This is a genomic window from Bacillus sp. EKM202B (assembly GCF_011066025.1).
Lineage (GTDB): Bacteria > Bacillota > Bacilli > Bacillales > Bacillaceae_G > Bacillus_A > Bacillus_A toyonensis.
Window position 1 is genome coordinate 80,706 of sequence record NZ_JAAMNK010000009.1, and the last position, 13,079, is coordinate 93,784.

Sequence of the window (13,079 nt, forward strand, 5' to 3'; positions counted from 1 at the left end):
TCCAATATGCCGTTACCTCGCAGCATGTTGGATGATTCAAGTTGATTTTCTATATCTTTTCAAATTATTGCTCCTACTCATAAACTTTCAATTACGGATTAATTGTATTTCTCATCATTTTTATGCAATGAATGTAATTTAATATTTGGTACTTTATCTTTTTCAATACCGCTATTATAAGCAACAGGAATTTGAAATTCCAATTGCTTTGTCTCATGTTTTTGTAAATAGACTGGTTTCGGTACTGGATAACTTTTGGAAGTTTCTGTTGCATTATCATATAAAACAATTTTTAATGCTTGTGAATGATTACGATAATTTTTTAAAGTAACAATGCACTTTTGTTCAATATCCCCTCCATTCTTCTCCATTCTACATTGACTATCTTCTTTTTTATATTCTATCGCCTCTACCCCTGTTTTTCCTGCGTAGTACCATGTTTTATTCAATGTCTGGAGGATGTTATTTAGCATAAAAGGCATCATTAAAATCAAAATACTAATGCCTACTACTTTTATCTTATTCATTGTTCTAAATGTACTAGCTTTCTTTTTTACTAACCATTTTACAAATAATATAAATGCGATTACATGTAGTATGAAAGAAACGATTACTATATTTGAGACTTTATAATCCATATAAGTATATGTATATACCGGAACATTAAAGAAATTGAATAGTTTTTCCCCAATTAATTCATTATCGTTTGGAATTTTTAATAATAACAAAACCCCTATACTGTAACAAATAGCTACTAATCGATCATACTCAATTCGGACCATTCTTTCTCTCCTTCCCCTTACTTTTTTATTATCGATTTTAGCTATTATTACCATGCTATACAATCTTTTTATAGAGGATAACGTAAAAAAGCTCCTTATAAATATATAAAGAACTTTATTAATATACAGTATGAATTAGAAAATCCATATGCAATTTTCACATAGAGATTTCCTCAAAATATGTTGGATTATGTATTGTAATTTTTTTATCCAGAATTGTAACAATACTATCATTTTTTAATTGTTTTAATACGCCGCTAACCGTCTCTCGAGACGTACCAGATATTTTCGATATTTCAATTGTTGTAAGTGGGCATGAAATTACAATCGTTTCGCCACTCTGTTCTCCTAAATCTTGCATTAAATAATTTAATGTTTGAATGACTCGATCTTGTGCATTAGGAATTGTAATGTTTTGCACTCGATTTTCGTTTAGTTTTAATATTGATGATAATTGCTGAACAACGTACATTAATTGCGTCCTACTAGATTTCACCATATCTTCAAAAATTACTGTCGGAATATAATATACCTCTACATCTGTCATCGCTTCTGCCGTATAGTTATATCCTCTGTCTGTAAACATACCACCATAAGGAAAAATAGAATACCGCTTTACATAGTCATCATATAATAAATTTCCACTTTGATTTACCCGCTCTAACTTTACAAAACCATCTAACATGAAGTAAATTCTTTCTCTTGAATCCCCTTCTAAAAATAAAAATTGACCCTTTTTATAAGTTCGCCAATAGACAAACTCCGTCAAACCTTTCAATTTCTTTTCTGTTAAATGAGCAAATAATTCAAATTGCTTTAAATCTTTAACTACGTTCCGTCTATTCATAAGATTCCCTCTCTCTTGCTGTATGTTGGAGCGAAAAATCAAGAAAGCGTATTCAAATTAAATTTTATCATAACTAACTTATATATTCAGATTTCATCATGAAAACTTTATGAACAATGATTACAAAAAATATTAATACATAAAAAGAATGAAGTTACTAACTCCATTCTTTTTTACTAATAAATAGCGTACATAATTATTTAAACATACATGCATACATTCTGTTTAGAAATAATAGTACCAGCTTTTTCTTCTAGTGCTTCATATACTTTTTCTAAAGACGTAATAATTGTTTTTCTTTTTGGATTTGTATTAACAAAATTAATAGCAGCTTCAATTTTTGGAAGCATACTTCCCGCAGCAAATTGTTGTTCTTCCATGTATTCTTCTAATTGATTCACTGTGACATGCTCTAATTTCTTTTGATTCAGTTGATTATAATTTACATACACATGATCAACTGCAGTTAAAATTACGAGCGTATCGGCATCTACTAATTCAGCTAATTTCTGCGCAGCGAAATCTTTATCGATAACCGCTTCAGTTCCTTTTAACCCTTCTTCAGAATCAATTACTGGAATTCCACCACCACCAACAGCTATCACTATATTTCCATCCTCAACTAAAGAATTAATTACTTTATGTTCATGAATACTTACAGGCTTCGGTGATGGAACAACACGTCTCCACCCTCTGCCAGCATCTTCTTTAAACACTGCTTTTGTTTCTTCCATTAATCTTCTGGCCTCTTCTTCTGTATAAAAAGGACCAATTGGTTTAGTTGGATTTTTAAATGCCTCATCTTTTTCATCCACGACAACGCGTGTTATAACCGTTGCTACATCTTTTTTTATATTCCTTTTTTTCAATGCCTTTTCAATCGCATTTTCCATCCAATATCCAATCATCCCTTGGCTCATTGCACCACAAGTATCTAATGGCATTGCAGGTGTCTTTTCCGTTTCTGCAGCTTTTTGCTGTAATAAAATATTTCCCACTTGTGGACCATTTCCATGCGCAATTACTATATCTACATCATTTTCCATTATTTTCACAAGTTGTTCCGCTGTTTTTTCTAACGCTTCTTGCTGTGCTCCCGCAGTAGCTTTCCCAGACTGTATCGCATTTCCCCCTAGTGCAACTACAATTTTTCTTCGTGCCATATTTCAGCCCTCCAGTTGATTTCGATTTCACAACGCTTTATAAAGTAATACTGCCTGTAATTAATCCATAAATCGCAAAGAATGCTAAAGCACCAATTGCTACCGATGATGCTAATTCTACTCGAGTAAATATTTGCTTCGAACTCTTTTGCCTTTGAACATTGTAAAAAATAAAAATACCTGGCGCATATAAAGTCATTGTTAATAATAAATACTCTAAACCAGCTGCATAAACTAACCACACACCGTACATACTTGCTATCAAACCAATTATTATATTTTTATTTCGATCCGCTTCTTCAGACTTTAAGCTATGCTTCAGTTGATAAAATGCTGAAAAAGCATATGGGATTAAAATAGCTGAAGATGCTAATGAGAATGCAAAGTTATACGCCTGATCGGAAACGACGAATGTTAATAAGAACATTTGAATTAAGCCATTTGTTATCCATAATGAATTTATTGGAGCTTTATTTTTATTTTCTTTTGCAAACCATTTTGGAAATACTCCATCTTTAGCCGCCAAATACGGAATTTCAGATGCGAGTAAAGTCCAACCTAACCAAGCACCTAATACAGAGATAACTAAACCTAAATTAATAAAGATAGCACCCCATTTTCCAACAACACTTTCAAATAAATAAGCCATAGACGGATTTTTTAAATTAGCAATATCTGCTTGCTGCATAAGTCCAAGAGACAGTAATGTAATTAAAATGTAAATGATGAGTGTACCAATTAAGCCAATAACCGTTGCTTTCCCTACATCACTTCTATTTTTTGCTCGACTAGATAAAACAACAGCCCCTTCTACCCCAATGAACACCCATAAAGTTACAAGCATTGTACTTTTAACTTGGCTGCCAACTGCTCCCCATGAAAAAGAACCAGTTTGTCCCCAAAATCCATCTAGGAACGTATCAATATGAAATGCGAAGATTCCTATGACAATAAATACAAATACAGGTACTAATTTTGCGATTGTAGTTACTAAATTCACAAGTGCCGCTGATTGAACTCCACGTAAAATTAACATGTGAACACACCATAATAATACGCTTGCACCAATAATGGATGCTACATTTTGACCGCCTTCAAAGATTGGGAAGAAATAACCTAATGAAGAAAACAATAATGTGCCGTAAGCTACATTACCAAGCCAGGCAGATAGCCAATATCCCCACGCACTATTAAACCCCATAAAATTACCAAATCCTGCTTTTGCATAACTAAAAATACCACCATCTAAATCTGGCCGCTTTACAGTTAGATTTTGAAAAGATAATCCAAGCGCAATCATCCCAATTCCTGTTATAACCCAACCAATAATAATGGCTCCAGCACCAGCACCTTTTGCCATATCACTTGCTAAATTAAATGCTCCACCGCCAATCATAGACCCCACTACAAGCGCCGTTAATGTAAACAACCCTAATTTCTTATCTTCACCCATTCCACTCACCTCTCTTTAATTGCAATAACAATACAAAAGCAATAGTGAATGATAGTGTCTAAAGGAGGAGAAAGAAGAAAGGAAGACTCCCTTTCTTCTTTACTCCATGTTTCCTAAAGTAGCTGCCATAACCGCTTTAATTGTATGCATTCTATTTTCAGCCTGATCAAATACTTTTGAATGTTTACTGCGGAATACTTCGTCAGTTACCTCCATTTCCCTCAACCCATATTTCTCATAAACTTCCTCACCATACATCGTTTCCACATCATGAAATGCGGGTAAACAATGTAAGAAAATCACGTTTTCATTCCCTGTTTCTTTAATCATTTTCATATTTACTTGATAAGGTTTCAATAACTCAACACGTTCAGCAAATTTTTCTTCTTCCCCCATAGACACCCATACATCTGTATAAATTACATCTGCATTCGCAACAGCTTCTTCCACATTACTTGTTATCATTACCTGTTCATTATATTTTTTTGCTAAATCAATTACTTCTTGCTCTGGCCATAAAGATTCCGGTGTACAAATACGTACATCCATTCCAACAATCGCTCCACCAACTAGTAAACTATTAGCAACATTATTTCGTCCATCTCCAACGTAAACAAGCTTCACATTTTTTAATTTCCCTACATGTTCTCTAATTGTTAATAAATCTGCAAGTGTTTGTGTTGGATGCCACATATCTGTTAATCCATTCCAAACCGGTACACCAGAATTTTGTGCTAAAGATTCTACAGTTTCATGATTAAATCCACGAAATTCAATTCCGTCAAACATACGTCCTAACACTTTTGCTGTATCCTCAACGGATTCTTTTTTTCCAAGCTGAATATCACCTTTCCCTAAATATTCAGGGTTCGCACCTAAATCTGTACATGCTACTGTAAATGCACATCGCGTACGAGTAGAGGTTTTTTCAAATAATAGCGCTACATTTTTACCTTCTAAATAATGATGTGGGACACCGTTTTTCTTTTTCTCTTTTAATTCTGCTGCTAAATCTAGAAAATATAGCAATTCTTCTTGTGTAAAATCTTTTTCAGCTAGAAAACTTCTTCCTTTTAAATTTGGTCTAGTCATTAACATACTTCATCCCTACTTTCTCCGTTATTTATACTAAATATCTTTACGAACAATTGGCATACTCATGCAACGTGGACCCCCACGCCCACGAGATAATTCCGAACTTAGCACCTCAATGACTTCTATACCATGTTCCCGCAATAACGTATTGGATACATAGTTGCGATCATATGTAACAACTACACCTGGCGCAATTGCTAATGTATTAGAACCATCATTCCATTGTTCACGAGCGGAAGCAATTGCATCTCCTCCTCCACAAGGAATAAGAACTAATTCACTTAAACCTAATACCTCTTTTAATGCTTCCATTAAAGAAGTGCGATGTGTAATTTTAAGAGTTTCCACATCTGGACCTTTTTCTAAAATATAAATATTCATATTTCCTTTTGGCCCTTGAATGGCTGGGTGAATTGTAAACTTGTCATAATCAACCATTGTAAACACTGTATCTAAATGCATAAATGCTCGGCATTTTGGAATTTCTATTGCTAACACTTTCTTAATTTTATTTTGTCGACTAAAAAGATTTTTAGCTAAACGTTCAATTGCTTTAGCTGACGTACGGGCAGATACTCCAATTGCAATTGTTTCTTCATTTAAAATTAGCTCATCGCCACCTTCAATTGGAAACTTATAATCACGATCTAGCCAAATTGGTACATTGTGATTTGCAAATCTTGGATGATATTTAATGATGTACTCCATGAATAATGATTCACGTCTACGCGCCGGTTCTCTCATCTTATTTATCGTTAAGCCATCGCCCACGCTAGCTGCTGGATCACGAGTAAAATATAAATTAGGCATTGGGTCTAAGTAAAACGGATAATGATCTTCCATTAATTCATATAAATGTGTCTTCTTACTTGTTTCAATCTCGTTTTTCCGTACACCACCCATAATTTTTTGAATTAATTCTTCATTTGAAAAGGAAAGTAAATATTCTTTTAAAGTTTGATGTGCAACATTTACGTCAGCCTGTCCTTCTTCTAAAATACGATCAACAAATTCTTCTCGAAGTTTTTTATCTACTAATGCCTCAGCAGCTAGTTTTTCTAAATAAAGAACTTCAACACCCCGATTGCGTAATGTTTGTGCAAAATAATCATGCTCTTTTTGAATAATTGGTAAGTATGGAATATCGTCAAATAATAATTGTTGCAAATAATCTGGCGTTAAGTTTTCCACTTCTTTACCAGGTCGTTTTAATAAAACTGTTTGTAATTCCCCAATCTCTGAAGTAACATGTATCGGATGCTTCATTTGTTGTACCTCCTTTTAAATATGTTTGATGTCTTACAAGTACATAATAAATGCTACGCGCCTTCATCTTTGTGAAAGCATCCACATTATCATTGTGAAATATTAAACAAGTTATTTTTTTAAAATCATATGAATTTGTATTTTTATAACACTTCATCCCGATTTTTCAATAAAAAAACACATATATTACGCATATATGTTGAATATTTAACTTCCGTATTTAAACAAAAATCCTGTTTTTAATTTTTATTAAAAACAGGATTTTGCATCTAAATAATTAAATTTAACCTTTCTTCTAAAATCTCCCTATCTGATTTTGACTGAGAAATGATAAGGCATGTATCATTTCCACATACACATCCTATTTTTTCTTTCCAATCTAGCTCATCAAACAAAACACCAATAACATGTGCATTACCGGGTAATGTTTTAATAACCATTAATTGATCTACACAATCAATTTTTACAACAACCTCTCGTAATTTTTTCTTTAACTTTATATCAGTTTGTAAATGCTCTTCTGAGAAAAATTTATATATCATTAATCCTTCTTGAGAAGGTACCTTCGTTAAATTTAACTCACGAATATCTCGAGAAACTGTAGCTTGTGTTACTAATACATCTTTTTTTGCTAACAATTCTACTAATCTTTCTTGCTTCTCTATTTCATACTCCTTTACAAATTGTTTAATTAATCGTTGTCTTTTTTCTTTTTTCATAAAAGACACCCCTTTTAATATTATAGCTCGCTATAATTTTCATCCGAAAGGGACAGAAAAGAATGTTGCGGAAACGTTCATAGTTTAACTGTAAATATTAAATCAAACTAAATAAAAAAGAGAAGAACAGCATTCTGTTCTTCCTTTTACATTGAAAACCGTTCAATTGTTTGTTTTAAATCCGCTGATTGCTTCTCTAAGTCTTTTAATAATTGATCGATTGCTATCATATTTTTAGACTGCTGCAACGTCACACGTGCCACTTCTTGTGAACCAGCTGACGTTTCTTCCGCAATTGCTGCTACAGCCTTTGTTTGTGCTCCTGTTTGATGAATGTGATTCACTTGTTCATTCATATAACTACTAATTTGCTTAGTTGCATCGGCTACTTCCATAACACTTGATGACATTTCTTTTAAAATTAATTCTGTAGCTTCTCCGCGTTTTGCCTCTTCTTTAGCTGTCTTCACCTGCTCTGTCATTTTCAATGCGACTTGCTGTACTTCATCTTGCATATTCCGTAATAACTGCGATATGTTTCTTGCGGAATGATCACTTTCATCAGCAAGTTTACGTACTTCTTCTGCTACAACCGCAAAGCCCCTTCCATGCTCCCCTGCACGAGCTGCCTCAATAGAAGCGTTGAGTGCTAATAAATTTGTTTGGCTAGCAATCTCACTCACAACAGAAACAATGTGTTCAACTTGTTTCATTCGCTCTTCTAATTTCTGTACATTTTCCATCGAATCTTCATTTTCTCTCGCCAATGTTTGAATACCTTGAATTAAAGAAGTAAAGACACGTGTACTTTGTCCTAAAGCTTGAACCATTTCTGAAGACAACTCGTCAGACTGTTTTGCTTTTCCTTCTACTTCATTTGCAATAGAAGTCGTTGTATCAACAGTAGAAACGATCGCTTGAATCGATGCTGCTGATTGCTCGGCACCGGAAGAAATCTCCGCAAGGGTTTCAGACACACCTTGTGCTTGCTTTGTCGCTTCACCTGTTTGTTTTCTAATTTGCTGAACTTGATTATTTGTATACGAAAATGTAGTATCGATATTTTTTACCATGCCCCTTAAGTTCCCTAGCATCATATTAAATGCAACACTTAAAGATTTTATCTCATCATCGGTCTTTGGCAATGGGACATCTTCACGAATATCACCTTCAGCCGCTTTCCTTGCTGCTTCTTCCAACTTTCGAAGTGGTTTAATTAAAAATATTGCTGCCCCATACGCTAAAATTCCAGACCATACTACACCTAATAACATAACGATAATATTATAAACAGTTTGACTTACATAACTTTGAAAATAATCATATATAACGTAAATGAAAATTAAACTTGTTGAATATGTAATGAAAGCTAAAACTGTAGTAAATAACATAAGCTGTATACGCAAGCCAAAGGAAAATGTTTTTCTTTCTTTTCCCATCTCTTCTTTCCCCCTTCTTATAAGCAATATAAGTACTACCTATATATTATTATCCATATTTTCGTTATAGAAAGATATAGGGATTTTAAAAATCATTATTTCTTTGAATATTAAATCCCCCTGAAAAAAATAAAGGATTCTGACAATTTATGACTAATAACAGAAATAAGGGGCAACATTTGTAAAATATATTTTTGGCTGGGGGTTTTGTATGATTCAAGTTCGAAATCTAGTAAAATCATTTGGCTCACTTGATGTTTTAAAAGGAATTGATTTAGAAGTAAAAGAAAAAGAAGTTGTTGTTTTAATCGGTGCCAGTGGTTCCGGCAAAAGTACATTACTTCGCTGTCTTAACTTTTTAGAAATGTACGATGAAGGTGAAATTCACTTACAAGGTGAACGAATTGATCCAAAGCATTCAAATTTAAACAAAGTCCGTGAAAATGTCGGTATGGTTTTTCAACACTTTAACCTCTTTCCTCATATGACCTCACTAGAAAACATCATAGAAGCACCTATTCACGTAAAAAAATTGGAGAAAGCAGACGCGAAGGATGTTGGGAATCAACTCCTACAAAAAGTCGGCCTACAAGATAAGGCGGATGTAACTCCTCACCTACTTTCAGGTGGTCAAAAACAACGCGTTGCGATTGCACGAGCTCTTGCTATGAATCCTAAAATTATGCTATTTGATGAACCTACCTCAGCCTTAGACCCTGAACTCGTTGGAGAAGTATTGCAAGTTATGAAAGAACTTGCTGAAGAAGGAATGACAATGGTTATTGTTACTCATGAAATGAATTTCGCAAGAGATGTAGCTGATCGCGTCATCTTTATGGATGACGGAAAAATTGTAGAGGATGCTCCACCAGCGCAATTCTTTTCAGCTCCATCACATGAACGAGCAAAACAATTTTTACGTAACGTTTTATAATGTAACTTCTATTTCAAACGTAAAGAAATACATTCATACGGTGCACAACTAATTGTCCAAATAAAATATCTCGATAACATACTTAAAACCATCCGTATGATCAATATATAGGAGGGGTTTTATGAAAAGAAAACTATTAACCATTGTTGCGAGTATTACACTATGTACATCCTTCATACTAGGAGCCTGTAGTAAGGAAAGCTCGACTACTTCATCAAATGGTGAAAAGGAATTTCGTTATGCGATGAGTGGATTATACAAACCTTTTAACTATAAAGAAAATGACGGAAAACTTGCCGGATTTGATGTAGAAATAGGTGAGGCGCTCGCGAAAAAGATGGGAATGAAACCCGCTCCTATTACAAATCCGTGGGAAACGCTAATTCAAGGTCTACAATCAAAAAAATATGATGCGATATTAGGAAGTATGGCCATTACAGAAGAACGATTAAAAGCTGTTAGTTTCTCAAACCCATATTATCGCTCTGGTGCCCAGATTTTCGTAGCTAAAAAGAATACGTCTATCTCTTCTCCAGAAGATTTGAAAGGAAAGAAAATTGGTGTTGTAAAAGCTAGTACCTTTAAAACTCTTGTTTCAAAACATACAGATCAAATTACAGAATACGATAGTGATATTACCGCTCTTATGGACTTAGAGCCTGGGCGTGTGGACGCAGTAATCACTGATCAAATGGTTGGTCTTCGAATGATTAAAGAAGGTAAATCAAATATAAAAGAAGCTGGAAAACCATTAAATCTTGATGAAATGGGAATTGCTATTCGCAAAGATGATAAAGAAATGGTTAAAAAAGTAAATAAAGCTTTAGATGAAATCATTAAAGATGGTACGTACGAAAAGATTAGTAAAAAATGGTTTGGTCGTAATATTCTTGGAGAAGAGGCAAAAACGAAGTAAGTTAACTATTCAAAGATTCCATAAATCATGCCCCACTTTTTATGTGGGGTATTTCATTCCCTACTAAAATCTATACACTATGAGGTGAAACGCATGTTTGAAATTTTTATCTCTACCTACCCCACACTCTTAAAAGCTACTATTGTCACATTACAATTAACATTAACTTCCCTAGTACTCGGCTCATTAATTGGATTACTATTCGCTTTCTTTCGAATCTCTAACAATAAAGTTCTAAATAGTATCGCTCATGTCTACATCGCCATTATTCGTGGTACACCTTTAATTGTTCAAATCGCAATTCTCTATTTTGGTATTACATCTGTTGTTGTGTTCACCCCTTTTTGGGCAGGAGCAATTGCTTTAGCAATTCATAACGGTGCATATATTACCGAAATTTTCCGTGGATCCATTCAATCCGTTGACCGTGGACAATTAGAAGCTGCTCGCTCTTTAGGCATGCCTTACCCTTTGGCGATGCGCCGAATTATATTACCACAAGCATTTCGTCTATCTCTTCCTCCTCTAGGTAATCAATTTATTATTGGATTGAAAGATTCCTCACTTGTTGCTTACGTAGGACTGTCCGAATTATGGGGATCGGGTTTATCAATTGCCGCAAGTAACTTCCAACAATTAGATACATATGTAATCGTTGGTTTATATTATCTCGTACTCGTTCTCCTATTTACTTATTTTGTTAACCTTTTAGAAAAACGATTACAGCGCAAAGAGACAAACTCTATCCAAGTCCATACAAAGAATAAAAAAGAAGTTTCTTTATAAAAAAAAGCAAGCCTGAGATGGCTTGCTTTTTCACTGCAAAATATATCAACTTTTACTGATTTACTTTTTTAATACTCTCTTTTTCTTCTATATGTTCCTCACGATATGAAATATTATGAGGGTCTAATCCATTTCCTAAAGAACCGTAGAAATGTTCTCTATGCGGATCAACTAATTCACTTCCGTGATAATACACACGTGGTGTATTCCAAAGTGCTGCCAATGCTTTTGTCATCGGCATTTCGTGATAGCGTTCCGGCCACATTTCTTTAATCTTCTCTTTTACTAACGGATAGTATTTAGAGCTCATAGCAGGGAACAGATGATGTTCTGTATGATACGAGAAATTGAAATGTAAAACGTCTACCCAGCGCGGCACTGTTACTGATAAACAGTTTGCTAACGGATCATTTACTGGAACAATTGGATTTAAGCGGTGATTTGTTGCGATATATGCCATTACAATAAAGTTAGCAATTAACAACGGAATCACATATGCAAATAACCATTTTCCAGGTCCCATAATAAATAATAAACTAATCCAAACTGTCCAAGGCAAAAGAAGTTGAAGCCATACAGATTTTTGATTCGATGACTTAAATTCTTTTATAAAATGAAAGAACATTCGAGTTGAATGCAATGTAAATTGAATTGTTAGTGACAGGAAACTAAAGAATGAACGTACATGAAGAGGCATACGATATACCCAACTTAAAAACTTACTTTTTTTAAGCTTCTCAAGTGTCGGCCATGCATCTGGATCATTCTCTTCATGCTGTGTATGAACATGATGCGTTGCATTATGCCACTTTCTCCAAAGTTTTGGTCCTGTTGATAATGGCATAAATGCAATCGCGCCTAAGAAATCACGAAGCCATGCCTTTCTTACAACTGTCCCATGTAAAATTTCATGCCCTAAAAACCCAAGTGAAGCAAAACATAGTCCGAGAACAATCGCAATTCCTAGATTTGCCCACACATTCAATTCAAATACACCAATCGCTATTAACCCCGCTAATGCCACAAGTAAATAAGCCAGTCCACCAAATAAACGAGTAGGAACTGGTTTAAATGCTTTTTTTGGCAAATGTGGTGATACACGTGCTGCATACCACCCAAACGTATGAAGCTCCTTCATCCTTTTGCCCCTTTCTTATGCCGCGCCCTGCGCAACTTGCATATATTAATTCTTGCTTCCAGATTGATTTTACTAGGTGATCCAAAAAGCATTTATTATAAGGAAAATATACTCACTCTATCGTCACTTATTTTTCGCTTTTATTATCAATGAAAAACATTTCTCTTTTTACTCTCTATCAACCTTTCCACATGATGAATCATAACAATAGAATTTCTATATTGTCAACAACTTTTATGACCTAGTAATAAAAGTTGGTTATATTTTTATAATCATACTTTATTTCACTAAAAAAAAAGTATAGATTTCATACGGATTTATCCACTATATATATACATATACTTAAATACCATGGACTCTATCTCATTCAAGAATCCTCTATGTAATCAATAAATGGAATCACTTAAATTTAGTTTTATATACATGCTACTTCTTCATAATGCCCAATCAAATTAATTATATTAAAATAATTTAATCCCTCTTTTAATAAAAATAGACTCCTTCTAAAATAACGCACATGAATTTCATATAATATGGAAAT

12 protein-coding genes and 1 pseudogene are annotated in these 13,079 nt (G+C 34.0%); 3 read left to right on the top strand and 10 right to left on the bottom strand.

Going from position 1 to position 13,079, the window contains the following annotated elements; translation table 11 throughout:
- Positions 1 to 98 precede the first annotated feature (98 nt).
- The 9 genes and pseudogenes from G9F74_RS13625 to G9F74_RS30675 form a co-directional block, all read right to left on the bottom strand.
- Positions 99 to 782 carry a hypothetical protein gene (locus G9F74_RS13625; protein WP_016107443.1) on the bottom strand — a complete coding sequence of 228 codons (684 nt, stop codon included), beginning with the start codon at positions 780 to 782 and terminating at the stop codon, positions 99 to 101.
- A 157-nt stretch (positions 783 to 939) separates the two neighbouring features.
- Positions 940 to 1,629, bottom strand: a complete 690-nt coding sequence (locus tag G9F74_RS13630) for a Crp/Fnr family transcriptional regulator (RefSeq protein WP_001081909.1) — start codon at positions 1,627 to 1,629, stop codon at positions 940 to 942.
- 200 nt (positions 1,630 to 1,829) lie between these two features.
- Complete coding sequence (arcC, locus tag G9F74_RS13635) at positions 1,830 to 2,792, bottom strand: carbamate kinase (protein ID WP_000113957.1); 963 nt, start codon at positions 2,790 to 2,792, stop codon at positions 1,830 to 1,832.
- A 37-nt stretch (positions 2,793 to 2,829) separates the two neighbouring features.
- Positions 2,830 to 4,245, bottom strand: a complete 1,416-nt coding sequence (gene arcD, locus G9F74_RS13640; protein ID WP_000503405.1) for an arginine-ornithine antiporter — start codon at positions 4,243 to 4,245, stop codon at positions 2,830 to 2,832.
- 99 nt (positions 4,246 to 4,344) lie between these two features.
- The gene (gene argF, locus G9F74_RS13645; RefSeq protein ID WP_000930304.1) at positions 4,345 to 5,343 is read right to left on the bottom strand and encodes an ornithine carbamoyltransferase; all 999 of its coding nucleotides are present in this window, start codon (positions 5,341 to 5,343) and stop codon (positions 4,345 to 4,347) included.
- A gap of 30 nt (positions 5,344 to 5,373) precedes the next feature.
- Positions 5,374 to 6,606 carry an arginine deiminase gene (gene arcA / locus G9F74_RS13650; RefSeq protein WP_000682324.1) on the bottom strand — a complete coding sequence of 411 codons (1,233 nt, stop codon included), beginning with the start codon at positions 6,604 to 6,606 and terminating at the stop codon, positions 5,374 to 5,376.
- A 269-nt stretch (positions 6,607 to 6,875) separates the two neighbouring features.
- Complete coding sequence (gene argR, locus G9F74_RS13655) at positions 6,876 to 7,325, bottom strand: arginine repressor (protein ID WP_000711836.1); 450 nt, start codon at positions 7,323 to 7,325, stop codon at positions 6,876 to 6,878.
- 146 nt (positions 7,326 to 7,471) lie between these two features.
- On the bottom strand, positions 7,472 to 8,422 hold the full coding sequence (locus tag G9F74_RS13660) for a methyl-accepting chemotaxis protein (protein ID WP_412677988.1): 951 nt from the start codon (positions 8,420 to 8,422) through the stop codon (positions 7,472 to 7,474).
- Positions 8,414 to 8,764: pseudogene (locus G9F74_RS30675) on the bottom strand (HAMP domain-containing protein); the annotation flags it as partial. The gene G9F74_RS13660 and the pseudogene G9F74_RS30675, both read right to left, overlap by 9 nt.
- 211 nt (positions 8,765 to 8,975) lie before the next feature.
- Here G9F74_RS30675 and G9F74_RS13665 point away from each other — a divergent pair.
- The 3 genes from G9F74_RS13665 (at position 8,976) to G9F74_RS13675 (ending at position 11,400) form a co-directional block, all read left to right on the top strand.
- On the top strand, positions 8,976 to 9,698 hold the full coding sequence (locus tag G9F74_RS13665) for an amino acid ABC transporter ATP-binding protein (protein ID WP_000616919.1): 723 nt from the start codon (positions 8,976 to 8,978) through the stop codon (positions 9,696 to 9,698).
- 121 nt (positions 9,699 to 9,819) lie between these two features.
- Positions 9,820 to 10,614, top strand: coding sequence for an ABC transporter substrate-binding protein (locus tag G9F74_RS13670; protein ID WP_000823745.1), 795 nt, complete (start codon positions 9,820 to 9,822; stop codon positions 10,612 to 10,614).
- A 93-nt stretch (positions 10,615 to 10,707) separates the two neighbouring features.
- On the top strand, positions 10,708 to 11,400 hold the full coding sequence (locus G9F74_RS13675) for an amino acid ABC transporter permease (protein ID WP_000461553.1): 693 nt from the start codon (positions 10,708 to 10,710) through the stop codon (positions 11,398 to 11,400).
- 52 nt (positions 11,401 to 11,452) lie between these two features.
- Here G9F74_RS13675 and desB read toward each other — a convergent pair whose 3' ends face one another.
- Positions 11,453 to 12,538 carry a Delta(10) desaturase DesB gene (gene desB / locus G9F74_RS13680; RefSeq protein ID WP_000661208.1) on the bottom strand — a complete coding sequence of 362 codons (1,086 nt, stop codon included), beginning with the start codon at positions 12,536 to 12,538 and terminating at the stop codon, positions 11,453 to 11,455.
- Positions 12,539 to 13,079 lie beyond the last annotated feature (541 nt).

Bases quoted from the DNA above. Each gene is read 5' to 3' on its own strand.
- G9F74_RS13625 (WP_016107443.1), bottom strand. From the start codon at position 782: ATGGTCCGAATTGAGTATGATCGATTAGTAGCTATTTGTTACAGTATA.
- G9F74_RS13630 (WP_001081909.1), bottom strand. From the start codon at position 1,629: ATGAATAGACGGAACGTAGTTAAAGATTTAAAGCAATTTGAATTATTT.
- arcC (WP_000113957.1), bottom strand. From the start codon at position 2,792: ATGGCACGAAGAAAAATTGTAGTTGCACTAGGGGGAAATGCGATACAG.
- arcD (WP_000503405.1), bottom strand. From the start codon at position 4,245: ATGGGTGAAGATAAGAAATTAGGGTTGTTTACATTAACGGCGCTTGTA.
- argF (WP_000930304.1), bottom strand. From the start codon at position 5,343: ATGTTAATGACTAGACCAAATTTAAAAGGAAGAAGTTTTCTAGCTGAA.
- arcA (WP_000682324.1), bottom strand. From the start codon at position 6,606: ATGAAGCATCCGATACATGTTACTTCAGAGATTGGGGAATTACAAACA.
- argR (WP_000711836.1), bottom strand. From the start codon at position 7,325: ATGAAAAAAGAAAAAAGACAACGATTAATTAAACAATTTGTAAAGGAG.
- G9F74_RS13660 (WP_412677988.1), bottom strand. From the start codon at position 8,422: ATGATGCTAGGGAACTTAAGGGGCATGGTAAAAAATATCGATACTACA.
- G9F74_RS13665 (WP_000616919.1), top strand. From the start codon at position 8,976: ATGATTCAAGTTCGAAATCTAGTAAAATCATTTGGCTCACTTGATGTT.
- G9F74_RS13670 (WP_000823745.1), top strand. From the start codon at position 9,820: ATGAAAAGAAAACTATTAACCATTGTTGCGAGTATTACACTATGTACA.
- G9F74_RS13675 (WP_000461553.1), top strand. From the start codon at position 10,708: ATGTTTGAAATTTTTATCTCTACCTACCCCACACTCTTAAAAGCTACT.
- desB (WP_000661208.1), bottom strand. From the start codon at position 12,538: ATGAAGGAGCTTCATACGTTTGGGTGGTATGCAGCACGTGTATCACCA.